This is a genomic window from Methylophilus sp. DMC16 (assembly GCF_056314045.1).
The window spans coordinates 625,831-643,590 of the sequence record NZ_JBQUZC010000001.1; the positions used below are offsets into that span (position 1 = coordinate 625,831).

Annotated in this window: 19 protein-coding genes; 9 read left to right on the forward strand and 10 right to left on the reverse strand. The window is 51.5% G+C overall.

Annotated elements, in window-relative coordinates; all coding sequences use genetic code 11:
* The first annotated feature begins 11 nt into the window (after positions 1 to 11).
* Both eno and ftsB read left to right on the forward strand, forming a co-directional pair.
* Positions 12 to 1,298: a phosphopyruvate hydratase gene (eno, locus tag ACT53D_RS03080; RefSeq protein ID WP_194747853.1), complete on the forward strand. Its 1,287-nt coding sequence runs from the start codon at positions 12 to 14 to the stop codon at positions 1,296 to 1,298.
* A gap of 16 nt (positions 1,299 to 1,314) precedes the next feature.
* Complete coding sequence (gene ftsB, locus ACT53D_RS03085) at positions 1,315 to 1,671, forward strand: cell division protein FtsB (protein ID WP_338654430.1); 357 nt, start codon at positions 1,315 to 1,317, stop codon at positions 1,669 to 1,671.
* A gap of 47 nt (positions 1,672 to 1,718) precedes the next feature.
* On the opposite strand, the gene ygfZ is transcribed toward ftsB, so the two are convergent.
* A complete protein-coding gene (ygfZ, locus tag ACT53D_RS03090; protein WP_338654428.1) occupies positions 1,719 to 2,726 on the reverse strand; it encodes a CAF17-like 4Fe-4S cluster assembly/insertion protein YgfZ in 1,008 nt (335 codons plus the stop codon).
* A 57-nt stretch (positions 2,727 to 2,783) separates the two neighbouring features.
* Between ygfZ and ACT53D_RS03095 the strand changes: the two genes are divergently transcribed.
* Positions 2,784 to 3,248 carry a hypothetical protein gene (locus ACT53D_RS03095; protein ID WP_338654425.1) on the forward strand — a complete coding sequence of 155 codons (465 nt, stop codon included), beginning with the start codon at positions 2,784 to 2,786 and terminating at the stop codon, positions 3,246 to 3,248.
* A gap of 11 nt (positions 3,249 to 3,259) precedes the next feature.
* Here the strand turns inward: ACT53D_RS03095 and ACT53D_RS03100 are convergent, their stop codons facing one another.
* From ACT53D_RS03100 to ACT53D_RS03130, 7 genes are all read right to left on the reverse strand, one after another.
* Positions 3,260 to 4,294: a vWA domain-containing protein gene (locus ACT53D_RS03100; protein WP_275355525.1), complete on the reverse strand. Its 1,035-nt coding sequence runs from the start codon at positions 4,292 to 4,294 to the stop codon at positions 3,260 to 3,262.
* 63 nt (positions 4,295 to 4,357) lie between these two features.
* Positions 4,358 to 5,389, reverse strand: coding sequence for a vWA domain-containing protein (locus ACT53D_RS03105; RefSeq protein WP_194747845.1), 1,032 nt, complete (start codon positions 5,387 to 5,389; stop codon positions 4,358 to 4,360).
* A gap of 51 nt (positions 5,390 to 5,440) precedes the next feature.
* Positions 5,441 to 5,980 (reverse strand): hypothetical protein, encoded by a 540-nt coding sequence (locus ACT53D_RS03110; RefSeq protein WP_476154425.1) that lies wholly within the window; start codon positions 5,978 to 5,980, stop codon positions 5,441 to 5,443.
* Positions 5,965 to 6,951: a vWA domain-containing protein gene (locus tag ACT53D_RS03115; protein ID WP_476154427.1), complete on the reverse strand. Its 987-nt coding sequence runs from the start codon at positions 6,949 to 6,951 to the stop codon at positions 5,965 to 5,967. Before ACT53D_RS03115 ends, ACT53D_RS03110 begins: the two co-directional genes overlap by 16 nt.
* Entirely contained in the window at positions 6,951 to 7,931 is a 981-nt protein-coding gene (locus tag ACT53D_RS03120) for a hypothetical protein (RefSeq protein ID WP_476154429.1), read from the reverse strand. The genes ACT53D_RS03115 and ACT53D_RS03120 overlap by 1 nt, the downstream gene beginning before the upstream one ends.
* 12 nt (positions 7,932 to 7,943) lie before the next feature.
* Entirely contained in the window at positions 7,944 to 8,801 is an 858-nt protein-coding gene (locus tag ACT53D_RS03125; protein ID WP_194747837.1) for a DUF58 domain-containing protein, read from the reverse strand.
* Positions 8,802 to 8,843: 42 nt separating this feature from the next.
* Positions 8,844 to 9,860 (reverse strand): AAA family ATPase, encoded by a 1,017-nt coding sequence (locus ACT53D_RS03130; protein WP_476154431.1) that lies wholly within the window; start codon positions 9,858 to 9,860, stop codon positions 8,844 to 8,846.
* Positions 9,861 to 10,127: 267 nt separating this feature from the next.
* Here ACT53D_RS03130 and fabA point away from each other — a divergent pair, with 267 nt between their 5' ends.
* Together fabA and fabB are read left to right on the forward strand one after the other, a co-directional pair.
* On the forward strand, positions 10,128 to 10,643 hold the full coding sequence (fabA, locus tag ACT53D_RS03135; protein ID WP_194747833.1) for a 3-hydroxyacyl-[acyl-carrier-protein] dehydratase FabA: 516 nt from the start codon (positions 10,128 to 10,130) through the stop codon (positions 10,641 to 10,643).
* A 53-nt stretch (positions 10,644 to 10,696) separates the two neighbouring features.
* The gene (gene fabB / locus ACT53D_RS03140; protein ID WP_338654416.1) at positions 10,697 to 11,923 is read left to right on the forward strand and encodes a beta-ketoacyl-ACP synthase I; all 1,227 of its coding nucleotides are present in this window, start codon (positions 10,697 to 10,699) and stop codon (positions 11,921 to 11,923) included.
* 78 nt (positions 11,924 to 12,001) lie between these two features.
* Here fabB and ACT53D_RS03145 read toward each other — a convergent pair whose 3' ends face one another.
* Positions 12,002 to 12,499: a type II secretion system protein gene (locus ACT53D_RS03145; RefSeq protein ID WP_275355513.1), complete on the reverse strand. Its 498-nt coding sequence runs from the start codon at positions 12,497 to 12,499 to the stop codon at positions 12,002 to 12,004.
* A gap of 79 nt (positions 12,500 to 12,578) precedes the next feature.
* Here ACT53D_RS03145 and ACT53D_RS03150 point away from each other — a divergent pair, with 79 nt between their 5' ends.
* On the forward strand, positions 12,579 to 13,124 hold the full coding sequence (locus ACT53D_RS03150; RefSeq protein ID WP_476154434.1) for a DUF1439 domain-containing protein: 546 nt from the start codon (positions 12,579 to 12,581) through the stop codon (positions 13,122 to 13,124).
* A 4-nt stretch (positions 13,125 to 13,128) separates the two neighbouring features.
* Here ACT53D_RS03150 and ACT53D_RS03155 read toward each other — a convergent pair whose 3' ends face one another.
* On the reverse strand, positions 13,129 to 13,521 hold the full coding sequence (locus tag ACT53D_RS03155; RefSeq protein ID WP_476146656.1) for an Mth938-like domain-containing protein: 393 nt from the start codon (positions 13,519 to 13,521) through the stop codon (positions 13,129 to 13,131).
* Positions 13,522 to 13,681: 160 nt separating this feature from the next.
* Here ACT53D_RS03155 and ACT53D_RS03160 point away from each other — a divergent pair, with 160 nt between their 5' ends.
* The 3 genes from ACT53D_RS03160 to thrC are packed head-to-tail and all read left to right on the forward strand — an operon-like array spanning position 13,682 to position 17,742.
* Complete coding sequence (locus ACT53D_RS03160) at positions 13,682 to 14,908, forward strand: pyridoxal phosphate-dependent aminotransferase (protein ID WP_476154436.1); 1,227 nt, start codon at positions 13,682 to 13,684, stop codon at positions 14,906 to 14,908.
* 42 nt (positions 14,909 to 14,950) lie between these two features.
* Positions 14,951 to 16,264, forward strand: coding sequence for a homoserine dehydrogenase (locus ACT53D_RS03165; protein WP_476154438.1), 1,314 nt, complete (start codon positions 14,951 to 14,953; stop codon positions 16,262 to 16,264).
* 44 nt (positions 16,265 to 16,308) lie between these two features.
* A complete protein-coding gene (gene thrC / locus ACT53D_RS03170) occupies positions 16,309 to 17,742 on the forward strand; it encodes a threonine synthase (RefSeq protein ID WP_476154440.1) in 1,434 nt (477 codons plus the stop codon).
* Positions 17,743 to 17,760 lie beyond the last annotated feature (18 nt).

The following is a 17,760-nucleotide window of genomic DNA, read 5'->3' on the forward strand; positions in this document are numbered from 1 at the left end:
AAGGATAAATCATGAGCGCTATTGTAGATATTATCGCCCGCGAGATTATGGATTCCCGTGGCAACCCGACGGTTGAAGTCGACGTTTTGCTGGAAAGCGGGGTGATTGGTCGTGCGGCAGTGCCTTCAGGCGCATCTACCGGTACCAAAGAAGCCGTGGAACTGCGGGATGGCGATAAAAGCCGTTACCTGGGCAAAGGCGTATTGAACGCGATTGAGAACGTCAACACGGAAATTACCGAAGCGATCATTGGCCTGGATGCTGAAGAGCAAAGTTTTATCGACAAGACGCTGATTGAGCTGGATGGTACCGAGAACAAAGACCGTCTGGGTGCAAATGCGATTTTGGGCGTGTCCATGGCCTGTGCACGTGCGGCGGCTGAAGAAAGCGGTTTGCCACTGTATCGTTACCTGGGTGGTTCTGCGTTCATGCAATTGCCAACGCCTATGATGAACATCATCAACGGTGGTGCACACGCAGACAACTCTGTGGATATTCAGGAATTCATGATTGTGCCAGCAGGCTTGCCAAGCTTCCGTGAAGCCTTGCGTGCGGGTGCAGAAGTGTTCCATGCACTGAAGAAAACCTTGCATGCCAAAGGCTTGGCGACAACCGTGGGCGATGAAGGTGGTTTTGCACCTAACTTGCCTTCCAACGAGTCTGCCTTGCAGCTGATCATGGAGTCCATCGAAGCAGCTGGCTATGAGCCAGGCAAAGATATTTACCTGGGCCTGGATTGCGCCAGTACCGAATTCTATCGTGATGGTAAATACCACCTCGAGTCAGAAGGCGCTGCACTGACCTCTGCCCAGTTCTGTGACTACCTGGCTACCTTGGCCGACAAGTATCCTATCATCACCATTGAAGATGGTATGAGCGAGTTTGACTGGGAGGGCTGGGACCTGTTGACACAACGCTTGGGTAAATCCACACAGTTGGTCGGCGATGACCTGTTTGTGACCAACCCAAAAATCCTGCGTGAAGGCATCCAGAAAGGCGTGGCCAACTCTGTGCTGATCAAAGTCAACCAGATTGGTACCTTGACTGAAACTTTCCAGACTATCGAGATGGCAAAACGTGCCAACTACACGGCCGTAGTGTCACACCGCTCTGGCGAAACCGAAGATACCACGATTGCCGACATCTCTGTGGCGACCAATGCCTTGCAAATCAAGACGGGTTCCCTGTGCCGTTCAGAGCGCGTTGCCAAGTACAACCAGTTGCTGCGTATTGAAGAAGAGTTGGGCGATGCTACCAGCTACGCTGGCTTGTCTGCTTTCTATCAGTTGTTCAAATAACTGATTTTGGGCCACGGTGCGTAAACTGACAGTTGTATTAGTGGTCCTGATTGCCCTGCTGCAATATCCGTTGTGGCTGGGCAAGGGCAGTTGGTTGCGCGTATGGCAATATTCACAGCAGATTGAGGCGCACCAAAAGCGTAACGATTATTATCGGCAACGCAATGAAACCCTGCGCGCTGAAGTGCGCGATCTCAAGCAGGGTCAATCTGCGATTGAAGAGCGGGCACGCAGTGAGCTGGGCCTGGTGAAGCAGGACGAAGTATTTTTTCAGGTGATTCAGAACAAATCTTCAGCCAGCAAGAGCCATACCGATGCTGCTGCCAAGCCAACAGATGCAGCGCCTGTGATCCCGGCGCAACCGTCCCAATAAAAAAGGCGCTTCACAAGCGCCTTTTTTATTTTTATTGACCCTGTACATTAGGGCAAGGGATACGGTAATTCTTTAAACAGCAAGGGCTGACCTTGCCAGAGAATCTCTCCGGCCTCTTTGGCTTCCAGTCGGCATTCTGCCAATACCCACCAGCCGCCACTCAAGGCATCGGGCGCAACGCGCACCAGTTGACCCGCGTCTTGTGTCTGGGCATCCTGCAAGGTGTCGCCTGCCAGTGGTACTTGGGCGGTTTTAGGCAGCTGTGCCAGCAATGTGCGGCGCTTGACCTTGCCCAGATAGTGCGTGCGGGCAACGATCTCCTGGCCGGTATAGCAGCCTTTCTTAAAGTTGATGCCATTTAATGCATCCAGATTGACCATTTGTGGGACAAACTGTTCTTTAGTGGCTGGGTAAACTTGCGGAATCCCCGCCTGAATTTCAAGCGCTTCCCAGTGAGCCGTGCTGCTTGGGGTGAAGGTCGCGCGCAGCGATTGCCAAACGGTTTCAGCCTTGTCGGCAGCGACAATCAGCTGGGCGCGTTGTTGTGTGCCAGCGTCAGCGAGGCGGATCAGCGTCCCCAGCTCGGTTTGGGCCAGTTGATGCGGATCCGCGGGCAGGCCAGTCAATGTGCTCGCAAGCGCATCACTCGCCAATCCCAGGCTGTACAGGCGCTCACTGGCATCCTCTACCACCACCTTGCTGCGGAGCACATACATGCGCAAGCGTTTCACCAGGTCTGGCACCAAGGCACGCGGACATTGCAAGTAAATGACATCCTCAACAGTAAAGGTGTAGAACAGCGCCAGCAAGCGGCCTTTGGGCGTGCAATAACCATTGAATTGCGCACCTTGGGCGAGCAGTTTAATATCATTGGTGACCTGGCCCTGCAAAAAGGTCTGGCTGTCTGCACCGCTGATGGCGATCAGGCCATTGCCCGACAGGTCAAATAGTTGCGCAGAGGCCTTTTCTATGGGAAAGCTGGCTTCACCTTGTGAATTGAAGTGCGCCCCTTGCGAGATTAAAAACGTTTGCCATGCGGTGGCTGGATTGGACATAACTCGGTTTTCCTTCTGGGCCAGAGTCGCTTGCGCGGCTTTGCCCTGGTTCATGCAATGAAAAAAGCTATTTTATCAACTGAAATTGATCTGCGCTTACGACCATCATATCTTTTATGGGGCTGGTGGTGCTTATTTTCAATGCTGGTGATGGCCTGCCTGTGGTGGAAATTAGCGTTTGTCTGGGCGTTGAGTGCAACGGCTGTCTATGGACTGGCAAGTGGCTGGCACTGGACGCAACTGGCGGCAACTTTTGGGAAACACAGTATCCAGAGACTGCGTGTGGATGTGTATGGGCAGATGACTGTCGTGAACCGCACGGGACAGGTCTATCAGGTCAGCGTGCTCCCTGATAGCGTTGTGCATCCGTGGTGCCTGGTCTTGCATATGCAGCTGCAACCGCTGCATGAGGCAGCAACTGAACCCATCTTGCGCACGCAGCGTATGCTAGTGCTCCCTGACCAGGCCGACAGGGCAAGCTTGACGGCTTTGCGCGTCTGGTTGCGTTGGGGACAGGCTTGAATGGCCCATGCTTAAAAGTGATTGTCGTGTGCGACATCGTGTCTAGCTTTAAACAAGCGCGTCTGCCTCAACTTGGTAAATCGTTTGCGTAGTGTATGCGTGAGCTGTCGTTTGGAGTCCTGGTTGAGATAGGCGCTGACGATGCATACCGCAGACAAGGTGGCGAGTATCCAGTCTATCGGGTATGCCACAATTTCATAACGTGGCGAGCTGTGTTTTTGGATATGTTGCAATACATGGTGGGGGTCATCGCCATCCAGGTATTGCGCGCCAATTTCTTCAGACAGTTTTTTCAAATAGGCCGACGCCCGTCTGGAAATATAGCGGTCATAGTCCGAGACAGCCACGCTGTCATCACGTCCACTGCTTTTACTGGCGGTGACCTGCGCGATATTAGGCTGGACGGCGAAGCTTTCATTCGACCAGTAGCCTATCATCTGATTGTTTTCTGTCAGCTTGGGAATGCCAGCCCCTTGGTCTGTCCCGACGCCGACAAAGTAAAAGTCGTCCGAGCCCTGAAAGTCTTTGAGGTTACGCGTGTTAAAGGCATGCAACAGGGGCGCTTCATCGCCATCAGTAAAAATGACGGCTTTGGTTGCCTCAGGCATTTGCCGCAATAGTTTTGCTGCCATCGGCACGCTTTGGCGTAACTGACTGTTGCCGGTCCAGGCCATGCGCCAATCGAGATGGTCTATGGTCTGCTGTATAGCTGAAAAGTGTTTGCAGACATGCAGGGGCGTATAAAGGGCGGCTACCGCATCGCCTGCAAACAGGCCGATACTGATGCGGGTCTGACAGGGCAGTTGGGCGATGATGTCATGCATCATGCGTTTGGTGTAATCGAGACGGCTGGCAGGGGCATGATCGAGCGACATATCGACCACATTCATACTTTGCGTGATATCTGCTATCAGCAGGTAAGTATGGATATTCCGCTTAATCGGTATTGAAGGCCGCAAGGCCGCCCCGAGTAAAAGCATCAGGGCAATGCCTAGCAGCAGGGTGTCGCGATGTTTCAGGCAAAAGGGTAGCCATTTTTTGTGCATGGTCAGGTCTTCTGTTTGCCTGCATCGCTGGCCTAGGATGTCAGAGGGGCGAGGCGTTAACGGTTATTGAAAATGGTTGTCGTGGGCGACGGCCTCGCTTTTTACAAAAAATCTGGATTGAATCTCACGACGGTAAAGATGCAGATTCTGCTTGATTTGCCGCCAAGGGTGATGGCTCGCATAGGTCGCGAGTATACATAAGCCTGCTAGGCTGGCCAGTAGCCAATCCAATGGTAAGGGAGCAATATCGCGGCGGGCCGGTTTTTGCTCCTTCATGGCTTTGAGGACGGTATAGGTGCTGTCACCTTTGATGAATTTTGCGCCAATTTCTTTGGTCAGGTTTTCCAGATATTCGCTGGCCAGTTTGGAGACATAGCGGTCATGGTCACCAAATGCGACGTTATCGTCGCGCACGCCCAAAGTGCTTTCGGAGATCTGTGCGATACCAGGCTGCATGGCAAAACTTTCATTAGACCAGTAGCCAATGACCTGATTATCCTGGCTCAGCTTGGGAATCGCCACGCCTTCATCGGTACCGATGCCAACAAACAGCCAGTCATCACCGCCTTGAAATTCATCGAGGTTTTTGGTGTTGAAGGCGTGCAGTTTAGGGGCTTCTTCGCCATCGGTAAAATACAGCACTTGCGCCGGCTCAGGCATGGCACGCACCACTTTCGCGGTCACAAACAGGCTTTCACGCACCCGGCTGTTACCTGACCACGCCATACGCCAGTCCAGATGGGCAATGGTGTCCTGGATTGCGGCAAAATTACGGCATACCTCAATCGGTGCATACATGGCGGCGACCGAGTTACCTGCAAACATGCCGATGCTGACTTTGGTGCCACATGGCAATGAAGCCACCACTTCATGCATCATGTTTTGCATATAGGCCATGCGCGTGACTTTTTTGCCATGCAGCATCATGTCCTCTGCATTCATGCTTTGCGAAATATCTGCAACCAGAAAATAGGCATAGATATTATGTTTAAACGGGATGCTGGGTCGTAAAATTGCTCCCAGCAGAAAGAGCAGTGCCAAGGCGAGCAGCGCCGTGTCGCGATGTTTGATAAAGTGTCTTAGCCAGATTTTCATGCCATGCCAGTCAATATGTTCAGATCCAGAGCCAGAGAAAATCGCCGCCTGTTATGGCAATCCGTTGGGAATGTTGCCCATGATCAACCCGGGATTGTCAGATTCGCCTACACCTGGCGTGGGTTTTTCTGGCAGCAAGCCAAGAACGCGGTCATAGTTGCGGCGTGTGCCCCAGTTGCTGTTATCTGCTTTGAGCGCTGATTTATAAGAGGTGGCCGCTTGCGACAACAGGTATTCAATCTCATCACGTGTGCTGTTGTCATTGCCGCCCGTCATTTGGATTGCACGCATGAAAAACATATTACCCACATTGTGCAGAATGGCCGCGCGCTGACTGGCATTGGCTTGTTCGATGAGCTTGGTAAACAAAAGTGTGGACTCCTTGTAACGCTCATTTTTGCCTAACCAGTAGGCGACTGCATACTTGGCTTCGAAACTTTGCTGGTCCGTTTGTGGACTTTTAGCTGTCGCCACGGCTTGATTAAAGGCTTCGACTTGCTTGATGCGTTGCCAGCTATAAGTAATGGTACCTGCGGCCACGGTAGCGACCACGACCAGTCCAATCACAAGTTTATTTACGCTGAGCGCCATGTATGAATCTCCAAATATTTAACCGCCAGCAAGAGTGCAATCATGACGAAAGCCACCCAGTAACACACATTGGTGTAATCATGGCCGGGGATTTTTTCCAGATATTGAATCGGTTTTTTTTCTTTGCTGTTGATATCGGCAATCGCCGCTTCCAGTGACTTGGGATCTGCGGCTTCATAGGCGCTAAACGGGGTACGCAGCGTCTGGAAGAACTGATACAGCAACACTTCGGTTGGCATGGGGCCGTCGTAGCCACTGGCCGTATATTTGGGATCGAAGATGGTAATGCCACCTGGCTGGCGCAATACAATCCAGTACAAGCCGATGTTGTAGCGTTGCAGCCAGTCACGCAGCTTCTGTTGCACCATGTCACTGACGCGTCCTGCACCATCAGAAATCAGGATAATCACGCGAGAGCCGGAGTCCGGCATATCCTTGAACAATTCAACCGCACTGGTCAAACCGCCGCCAATATTGGTTTGAAACAGCGAGTTGCCGGCAGTCGCCTGAATGGCAGACAAAATCGCTTCTTTATTTTCAGTCAGGGGTAACACATACATGGCTGAGTTACTAAAGGTAATCAGACCCATCATGTCGTTCTGGCGGCTTTGCACAAATTTGGTCATGATACGTGCGGCTGCGACCGATTTGGTTTCACCGACATTGCCATCTTTGTCTCCGGCAAACGGGTCGTCCATACTCGCGCTGCGGTCCAGCACCAGGCCGATCTGCGCACCTATGCCGGTCCGCTCCACCTGTTGCTCCAGACTATGTGGGCCGGCCAGGCCCAAAATAATGAAGACGATGCTAATGACGGCCAAGACCTTGAGTAAAAAACCGATGGTTCTGGACAGCGGGTCCGGTGGCAACAGGCTCACCCAGGAGTAATGTTTACTATGGGAACGATCTAGCAATAATGGTAACAGCGCCAAGGGGAGTGCCCACAACAGCCAGGGATGGGTAAAAGCCATTATGCATGTACCTCTGGCTTCAAGCCGCGTTCGCAGTCGCGCATGTGCCTACAGAATTTTTTCAGCCATTCACGTGGTGGGATGCCCAGTTCTAGCGGAGTGCTGGCGTCAAAAAATACTTGGCGAGACAAGGCAAAAAAACGTTCAATTTCTGGCCTGGCAGGGGTAAAACCAGGTTTTTGCTGCAAAAAATGCTCGATACCATTACCAAATACGCTGTGCCCCGCCACCTGATGCAATGCTTCATGTACCGTGGAAATGGCCTGTTGCAGACCTTGCGCGTCGTCCGGCAGTTTGCCAAGCTTGCGGTAGGCTTTGGCAAAAGCACCGCCCATGCGCGGTAACCAGGTATTGGCCGCCAAAATGTAGACTAAGCCCAGCAAACAGACGGCCAGCACACCAGTCGCCACCTTTAGCGCCAGCCATTCTTTGTCTGCATGCAGTTTTAAGGGGGCGACAAACGGGCTCATTTCATTCTTCAGGTTGACTTCGCCATACACAGAGAGGGGCGAGGTCCTGAAGTTAAACGAGGGCATGCGGAATTGCTTGATGTCCTGACTGCCTTGCTGGCGAAGCTTGACGATTTCGCCTCTGAGAATGGCGGGCTTGACCACGCGACCAGATTTGAAGACCTGATATTCGAGATGTATCGTATACACGGTCTGTTGTCGCTCATGGGCTTCCTTCATGTCAATTGCCGTCAATTCAATGCCAGAAACCTGGCCACGATAACGGTGCTCATAACCGACAATCGGTAGCGACTCCTTGATCAATTCGTAAGGTTGCTTGACGGTCAGGATCATGGTCCGTTGCAGCTTGTCACCGACGAAAAAGCCGGCATCGCGGGTCGGGTTGATTTCCTGGACACTGACAAATTTATTGTCAACGGATGGCAAAATTACATCGGCAACACTGTTGAGTGAGGCAGACAACAGGCTGGCCGCTAACACTAAAGATAAAAGATGGTGGCGCGCTTTCATGGGTCGCTTTCCTCAGGCAGGCACGTATTGATGGAAGTATTCGGTCAGTAAATCGGCATCGAATTGGTCTTCCACAAAAAAGGGCTGCATATCAAATCTCATAAAAATATCTTCAATGGCCTGGCGACGGGCCGCGAACGCTTCCAGGATGCGTTGACGGTAGGAGGCACGTAAAAACAGCGTGCGCCGCTCGCCGGTTTCAGGGTCATTGATACTGGTGATGCCAAATTCCGGCAACTGCTTGTATTCAGTGCTATTCCATAACACGACTGGCACAATATGATGACGAAGCATGAGCACCAGCGCGGCTTCCAGTTGTTCCAGCGGCATATGGAAATCGGACACCATGAAAATCAGGGATCGCTCGCGTGGTAACAACCTGACGCTTTCCAGCAGGGCGGCGGCACCGACCTCATTGGGTAAATGGTTTTCAAGGCGGTCAGCCAGGTCAAACATGCTGTGTGGCCGTGAAGACAACGTAGACAGCCACGCGTCATGCAAATCATCATCAAAGCCGATAAAGCCAACAGGATCCGTATTGCGGCAAGCCGATTGGGCGACCGAGCGGGTAATTTCAGCCGCAGTCACCAGTTTGGTATGCGGTGTGCCGTATTGCATTGAGCCCGACATATCACACAGGACAAACACAGGCGTGGCGCTTTTCTGGTTAAAAATACGCACATAAACCTGCTCCATGGGGTCACGTATGGTTTGGCGGATGTCAATCCGGCGCGGGTCAGGATAGGACAGCAGCGTGGTATGACCGCGAAACTCCATCCCCATGCCACGCTGATTGCTCTTGTGGCGGCCAGGGCGACGTGCGCGCGAACGCCAGCCGATGTGGTAGCTGAATTCCTTAATTGTCTGCATCACTTTTCAGTACTCGTTATTTGTGAATTCGTACACCATCCGTTAAGGGGCAGCGATTGCGTGAACGATACCAGACAGCAATTCGCGGGCGATTTCAGTCCGGCGCATTTCGTAGACCGGGCTAAAGACCAGGCGGTGGGCAATGGTTTCATGGAACACGGCATGGATATCTTCCGGTATCACTGCAGCGCGGTTATTGAGCCAGGCATTGACGCGGGCGGCACGCAGCAGCATACCCATCCCGCGCGGGCTTGCGCCACTCAGTACCAGGCGCTTCATGTCTACGTTGGAGACCTTGACGCCATAGGCAACCGGATCTTTGGTGGCCAGCCACAGGTCAAGTGCATATTTGCGCAGGGCAGGGCTGGCCTGAATGTTTTCCTGGATTACCTTGGCAAAACTGTTTAGCTGGTCAAACTGGAGGATGTCGGCTGGCACATTTGAAATCAGTTGGTCTACATCATGAAAGCGCGTATCAAAAATCAGGGATTCCATAATGTCGTGTGCAGGCGGCACCACGATTGGAATTTCCATCATGAAACGGTCGCGCGCTGCTGAAGGAATATCAAAGGTTTCTTCACGCTCTACCTGGTTGCGGTCAGCAAACACCAGCATGTGCGGGAAGTGATGTTCTTTGTTAAACGCGGTCAGTGTCCGTTCCGCCATCACGCGCAACATGAGGGAGTGCACTTGTGGTCGCGCGCGGTTGATCTCGTTAAAGAAGAAGATCGACAAGTCCTGGCCTGACATCAGCAGCGGACCGGGGCTGACATGAGGTTTGCCATCTTCGCCCAAATAAGTGTGATACACCAAATCATTCGGCATCAGGTCGATGGTGCCTTCAATTCGCTGGTAGCCACCGCCAATGCCACGGGTGAATGCGCGCAGCAAGGTGGTTTTGCCAACGCCCACATCACCTTCCAGCAGCACATGGCCACGCGCAAACACGGCCGTGGTAATCAGGCGTACCGGGGTTTCCTGACCGACGACCACTTTGTTGACTTCTGACTCGAGTGTGAGCGCATGGGTACGCCAATCGTTGAGTTGTTGTTCTTGCATGCCTGATTTCCTGATGATTTGAATGTATTAAGTGATTCTGATTGTAACTAAATTGTAACTTTAACGGGGTGAAAAAATCACGAATCCTTTTTTAAACCCCGTCAGACAGCCGGTTTTTAATATGTAAAATTCAGTAACAATTTTGGGAATGTTACCTGTGTTTTGAAGAAAAGTATACAGGTCTGTATAGTCTTTGCGTGACAAAAAGCTTTCACTAAACGCAATTTCCGGCGAAAATATTGTTTTATACTAAAAATCTAAAAATACATGACTAGAAAAAGTAGTTTCAGTAAAGAGGAGTTGCTGTCTTGCGGTCGCGGCGAAATGTTTGGTGAAGGCAACGCGCAATTGCCACTGCCTCCTATGCTGATGTTTGACCGGATCGTAAAGATTTCTGATGAAGGTGGAAAATATGGCCAGGGCGAAATTATTGCTGAGCTGGATATCCGTCCTGACCTGTGGTTTTTTGAATGCCACTTCACCGGAGACCCTGTGATGCCAGGCTGTTTGGGTCTGGATGCGATGTGGCAGCTGGTAGGCTTTTTTCTGGGTTGGAAAGGTGGGCCTGGACGTGGCCGCGCGCTGGGTTCAGGCGAGGTGAAGTTTACCGGTCAAGTCCTGCCCAAGGCCAAGTTGGTGCGTTATCACATTGATTTAAAACGCGTGATCATGCGCAAACTTGTGATGGGGATTGCAGATGCACGGATGGAGGTGGATGGTCGTGAGATTTATTCTGCCAGCGATTTGCGTGTTGGGCTGTTTACCACCACAGACAATTTTTAGTACGGATCATTTTTAGTATTCGTGACCGTTTTTTGAAGTTTAAGGGAGGCGCAATGCGTCGCGTAGTGATTACAGGATTTGGTATCGTATCAAGTCTCGGTAATAACAAACAAGAAGTGCTGGAGAGCCTGAAAGCCGGGCGCTCTGGCATAAGCTATCAGCCGGAGTATGCCGAGCGCGGTTTGCGCTCGCACGTGGCGGGTTCGATTAAAAATTTGGATATCGAAGCCCTGATTGACCGTAAGTTGTTGCGTTTTATGGCCAAAGGCCATGCTTATGCCTGGTTGGCCATGCAGGAAGCGATTGCTGATGCGCAACTGCCAGCGGAACTGGTGTCCAATGTGCGTACCGGCCTTATTGTCGGTGCCGGGGGGACCTCCACCGAGAGTATGCTGGAAGGCACCAATACACTGGCTGAAAAAGGGATTCGTCGTGTGGGACCTTACATGGTCACCAAAACCATGAGCAGTGGCATTGCTGCCTGCTTGGCGACCGGGGCGAAAATCAAGGGCGTCAATTACGGCATCAGTTCTGCCTGTTCAACCAGTGCCCACTGTATCGGCGCCGGTGTAGAGCAAATTCAATTGGGTAAACAGGATATCGTGTTTGCTGGCGGCGGCGAAGAAGAGCACTGGACCATGAGTTATCTGTTTGATGCCATGGGCGCCTTGTCGAGCAAGTATAACGAGACGCCTGAAAAAGCTTCCCGTACTTACGATGTGGATAGGGATGGCTTTGTCATCTCCGGTGGAGGCGGCATTGTCGTGCTTGAAGAGTACGAACATGCCAAAGCCCGCGGTGCGCAGATTTATGCTGAAGTGATCGGTTATGGAGCAACCTCTGACGGCTACGACATGGTCGCCCCTAGTGGCGAAGGGGCGGTGCGCTGTATGCAGCAAGCCCTGCAAGGGATTAGTCCGGACGATATTGATTACATCAATACGCATGGGACTAGCACCCCGGTTGGTGATACCAAAGAGCTTGAAGCCATTCGCGCTGTTTTTGGCACGCAAAGCCGGGCAGCGATTGCCTCCACCAAATCACTGTCTGGTCATGCGCTTGGGGCCGCCGGTGTGAATGAAGCCATTTATACCTTGCTGATGATGCAGCACGGATTTATTGCGGCCTCTGCCAATATTGATCATCTGGACCCGGCGGCTGAGGGCTTGAATATTGTGCGTCAGGCCATTCCATCTGCCAAGGTGCAAACCGCACTTTCTAACAGCTTTGGTTTTGGTGGCACCAACGCCACATTGACCTTGTCAACCAAACATCTTTAAGCTTGGGTTGAGCTGTATATAGCCGTGTGTGATTTCAACACACGGCTTTTTTATTTTTGGCGCTTGTTGGAGGTGTTATTAGCAACCGCTACTGTCTGTCTGGATCGTCAGAGGCTGAGTGCTGTTTGCACCGGAGGCCAGGATATATTCCAGCTTGCAGTGTGCGCTGTTTCTGGCCCCTTGCAAATAATAGGTGGCATGCTCACGATCTGACAGGGATGGCTGGATAGCAAATTTCCCAGTGTCTAGTAACTGGTTGAGGGTGCCTGCACCATCACTATTGCCCAGCCAGCCGACAGGATAGCTTTGGCTGAAGTAAATAACATTGCCCTCTATCGTGGTTGACGGTGCCACTTGCTGGCTGTCACATTGCGGATCGGACATGCATACGCCTTTGGCCATGATGGCAGTCGCTTGTACGTTAGCTTTGAAGGCTGACAAGCTGGCTTGTCTGGCCTGTGAGTCGACCTGAGAAATACGTGCATAGGCAGTCACAGCCAGCGCTGATAGAATCAGCATGACCACAATCATTTCTACCAATGTAAATCCAGGCTGGAGGCGATGTTTAATTCCCATAGCGCACGATCTTATCGTATCCTCTGTGAAGTGTTTTCGATTTTTGTTGAATGTTACAAGTGTTAAATAGGGCTTACAAATGCGTCAATTAATCGGGCTTTGCCTCAGTGTTTTGCTAGTGTTACTCCTCTCGCACTGTGTGAGTCTGGGCGAGCGCACCTTGCATATTAATACGGCACAATTACAGCAAAAGTTGAATCGAAAACTGGAAAAACCGATCACGCTTATGCGTATATTTCATCTTCAGCTTTCTAATGCACTCGTGTCGGTCGAGCCTGGCTCTGGCCGCATACATGCCTTGATGGATGCGAATGTCCGTAGCGATTTGCTGGCTAACTCTGCGACCGGCAAACTCGGTCTCTCCGGTTTGTTGCGGTTTGATCAGGCGCAACAGGCGGTGGTGCTGGATCAGCCTGAGGTGGATTCGTTACAGCTGGATGGTGCCGGCAGTGAGTGGAGCAACCTCGCCCAGCAGTTGGCTAAAGACATAGGTCGGCAATGGTTTAAGCAGGTCGTGCTATATGAAGTGAAGCCGGAAGATTTGAGTTATGCCGGTAGAAAGTATCAACCCGATCAACTCAAAGTCACCCCTGAGGGGCTAAGCGTGACGCTCAAGCCGCAGTAAGCGGCTAACTTGCGTCCGACAGATGTTTTTCAAGAAGTAGGGCAGCCACGACTTTTCTGTTTTCTGCGCTCAAAATGTTGAAGGTACGGCAAGCGGCTGCAGTGGTCATGCATTCCACAGCGATCAGTTCAGATAAAAAGGGCTGCAGATGTTTGGGGTGAATAAAGCGCTGTTTGTCTCCCGTCCCCAATAACACGACTTCTGGTTTGAACTCTAGAATGAGTGATAAAGCTTGAGCGTCCAGCTTTTCCCATGGGCCATGAAACCAGTCAGTGCGCAGTGCTTGATCGCTGACAATGACTGGTTGTGGATAGCGCTGCTGATTGATGGTCACCGCATCGCTATCGACGCCATGAATCTGGTATTGCTGTTCACCGGTATGCAGATGTAGTTTCATAAGTTTGAAGCTCAATTGTGAGGTGGCTGAATGTGCAAGGACTATCCAATCCAGACCCGATGCCGCGTACTAGGTTCATTGATGTAGCAAGGGTTTGCAGGTAGAATGAAAGTTTTACTTTAAGAGCTTAACACACGCCAGATGTGTTTGTTAATCCGCTATGCAGCCAGTCAATAAATCCAGCAAACTCAGTAATGTCTGTTACGACATCCGCGGCCCTGTATTACAGCGCGCACGCCAGATGGAGGAAGACGGGCAGCGCATTATCAAGCTGAATATCGGTAACCCGATGCCGTTCGGTTTCAATGCACCAGAAGAAATTGTTCAGGACGTGATTCATAATATGGATCAGGCCTCTGGCTATACCGATTCCAAAGGGTTGTTTGCCGCGCGTAAAGCCATCATGCATTACACCCAGCAAAAGAATATTACTGGCGTGACCATAGACGACATTATTATTGGCAACGGCGTGTCCGAGCTGATTGTCATGGCTATGCAAGGCTTGCTCAATAATGGTGACCAGATTCTGGTACCCATGCCCGATTATCCACTGTGGACGGCGGCCGTCAATCTGGCTGGCGGCACCGCACGGCATTATGTGTGTGATGAGCAGTCTGGCTGGTTGCCTGACCTTGAGGATATTGAGAACAAAATCAATGCTAATACCAAAGGTATTGTGATTATCAACCCCAATAACCCCACCGGTGCCTTGTACCCTAAAGAGACGCTAGAAGGCATTATTGAGATCGCCCGCCATCACGGTCTGGTGATTTTTGCCGATGAAATTTACGACAAGGTCTTGTACGACGGCAATACACATACTTCTATTGCCTCTCTGGCCGATGATGTATTGTTTGTGACCTTCAATGGCTTGTCCAAGAACTACCGGGCTTGTGGTTACCGGTCTGGCTGGATGGTTATTTCAGGCGACAAAAAAGACGCCAAAGACTACATCGAAGGCCTGAATATGCTGGCCTCTATGCGCTTATGCGCCAATGTGCCCGGCCAACTGGCGATCCAGACTGCACTGGGTGGGTATCAGAGTATCAACGACCTGGTGGCCCCCGGTGGCCGGCTGTGCAAACAGCGTGATCTGGCCTATGACATGTTGACCGCGATGCCGGGGGTGACCTGTGTCAAACCCCAGGCTGCCATGTATTTGTTCCCCAAGCTGGATGCCAATATGTATCCGATTGCGGATGACCAGCAATTTATTCTCGACTTGCTGCTCGAAGAAAAAGTGCTGCTGGTACAGGGGACCGGTTTTAACTGGAAGTCGCCAGACCACTTCCGTGTAGTCTTCCTGCCTAATGTGGACGACCTGACCGAGGCCATGACACGTATCGGGCGTTACCTTGATGGGTATCGAAAGAAACATTCAAAATAAAAGGTGTGCCAGTGGGCATGCCATCAATGGTGAGTATTAAGTATGAAAGAATTAAAAGTTGGATTGTTGGGCATAGGCACAGTAGGCGGTGGTACTTATACCGTGCTCACCCGTAACCAGGCGGAAATCGCGCGCCGGATTGGGGGCAATATCCGTATTGTGCAAGTGGCTGACCGCAACCTGGAGCTCGCCAAACAGGTCACGAATGGGCAGGTTGCCTTGACTGACGACGCCTTTGCCGTGGTCAATAACCCGGAGATTGATGTGGTTGTCGAGTTGATCGGCGGCTACACCATTGCCAAGGAGTTGGTGCTACAAGCCATTGCCAATGGCAAGCACGTGGTCACGGCCAACAAGGCCTTGCTGGCCGTGCATGGTAACGAAATTTTTAAAGCTGCGTCTGATAAAGGCGTGATCGTAGCATTTGAGGCGGCGGTCGCAGGTGGTATCCCCATCATCAAGGCTTTACGTGAAGGCTTGAGTGCCAACAAAATCGAATGGGTGGCTGGCATTATCAACGGCACCACCAACTTTATCCTGAGCGAAATGCGTGACAAAGGCCTCGCCTTCGCAGATGTGCTCAAAGAAGCGCAGCGTCTGGGATATGCCGAGGCTGATCCGACGTTTGACGTCGAAGGCATTGATGCCGCACACAAGCTGACCATCATGGCCAGTATTGCGTTTGGCATGCCCATGCAGTTTGAACAAGCTTACACTGAGGGCATCACTCAACTCAGCATTCACGATATTAGCTATGCGGCAGAGTTGGGCTACCGCGTTAAATTGCTGGGCATCAGCAAGAAAACCAGTGAGGGCGTCGAGTTGCGTGTGCATCCGACTTTGATCCCGGAAAAACGCCTGATTGCCAATGTCGATGGCGCCATGAATGCCGTTGTGGTGAAAGGCGATGCCGTTGGGCCTACCTTGTACTACGGCGCCGGTGCGGGCGCTGAGCCTACCGCGAGTGCTGTGGTGGCTGATTTAGTCGATATCGCTCGCTTGCAGGGCACGCAGGCCGAACAACGCGTGGCCTATTTGGGCTACCAGTTAGATCAGCAGCAAGCTTTGCCCGTGTTGCCGATTGCAGAAGTGTATTCTGATTACTACTTGCGTTTGCGTGCATCGGATAAACCCGGTGTCATGGCCGATTTGACCAAGATTCTGGCTGATCTGCAAATTTCGATTGATGCCATGCTGCAGAAAGAGCCGGCAGATGGGGAGTCAGAAGCGGATATCGTCATTCTGACCCATACCACCCAGGAAAAAACCATGGATACCGCGATCGCCCGTATCGAGGCCTTGCCCGCCTTGACTGGTAAAGTGACAAAAATCCGTGTCGAATCCTTGTCGCGCTAAGTCAGTCTAATGTTGACCCGGCCAAATTCAGTGAGTGTCATACAATGAAATATATCAGTACCCGCGGGCAATCGCCTGCTTTGAGTTTTAGTGAGATTTTGCTGGGTGGCCTGGCGCCAGACGGCGGCTTGTATCTGCCTGAGCAGTATCCGCAATTCAGCGATGCTGACCTCAATGCCATGCGTGGCATGAGTTACCGTGAGCTGGCGTTTGCGGTTTTGTCACGCTTGGTTGATGACAGTGATATTCCACACGCAGATCTCAAAGCCATTATTGATAAAACCTACCGGGCTGAAGTCTATCAATATGCGCGTGCTGGCCAAAATGCCGAGGACATTACACCTACACTCAAGCTCGAGGATAATCTCTACCTGCTGAGTCTCTCAAATGGGCCAACGCTGGCGTTTAAAGACATGGCGATGCAGCTGCTGGGCAACCTGTTTGAATACGTGCTGGAAAAAACTGGTCAGACCACCAATATTTTGGGCGCCACGTCCGGTGATACAGGCTCAGCGGCCGAATACGCCATGCGTGGCAAAAAAGGCGTGCGTGTCTTCATGCTATCGCCTTACCAGAAAATGAGCCGCTTCCAGACGGCGCAGATGTTCAGCCTGCAAGATAAAAACATCTTCAATATTGCGGTTAAAGGGGTATTTGATGATGCACAGGATATGGTCAAAGCCGTCTCAAATGATCATGCATTCAAGGCGCAATACAAAATCGGCGCAGTCAACTCCATTAACTGGGGGCGCATTGCAGCCCAAATTGTGTATTACTTCAAAGGCTATTTGGCTGTGACCACAAACAACAGCCAGAAGGTCAGCTTCACCGTGCCAAGTGGCAACTTTGGTAATGTCTGTGCAGGGCATATTGCGCGCATGATGGGCTTGCCCATTGATCAATTGATCGTTGCTACCAACGAAAATGATGTGCTGGACGAATTTTTCAATACCGGCGTTTATGCGCCGCGTGGTTCAGCCAATACTTATCATACCTCCAGCCCGTCCATGGATATCAGCAAAGCCTCCAACTTTGAGCGCTTTGTCTATGACTTGGTGGGGCAAGACAGCGCAAGGGTTCGCGAGCTGTGGACCGCGGTGGATCATGGGGGCAAGTTTGACCTGAATGCAGATGGTTATTTTGAGAAAGTGGCTGACTTTGGGTTTGTTTCCGGTCATAGTAACCATGCCAACCGGATGCAAATCATACGCACTACCAAAGAAAAATATGGCGTGACTATTGATACGCATACTGCCGATGGCTTGAAAGTCGCTCTGGAACACCGTAAGCCAAATGTGCCCATGCTAGTATTGGAAACGGCATTGCCGGCCAAGTTTGAAGACGCCATCGTGGAAGCTCTAGGAGAAAAACCTGAGCGGCCAGCCAGCCTGCAAGGCCTGGAAGACTTGCCGCAAACCTCGACCGTCATGGAAGTCAGTGTCGATGCGATTAAAGCATTTATCGTCGCCAATACCTAAATTAGCGGGAGCCTGTCT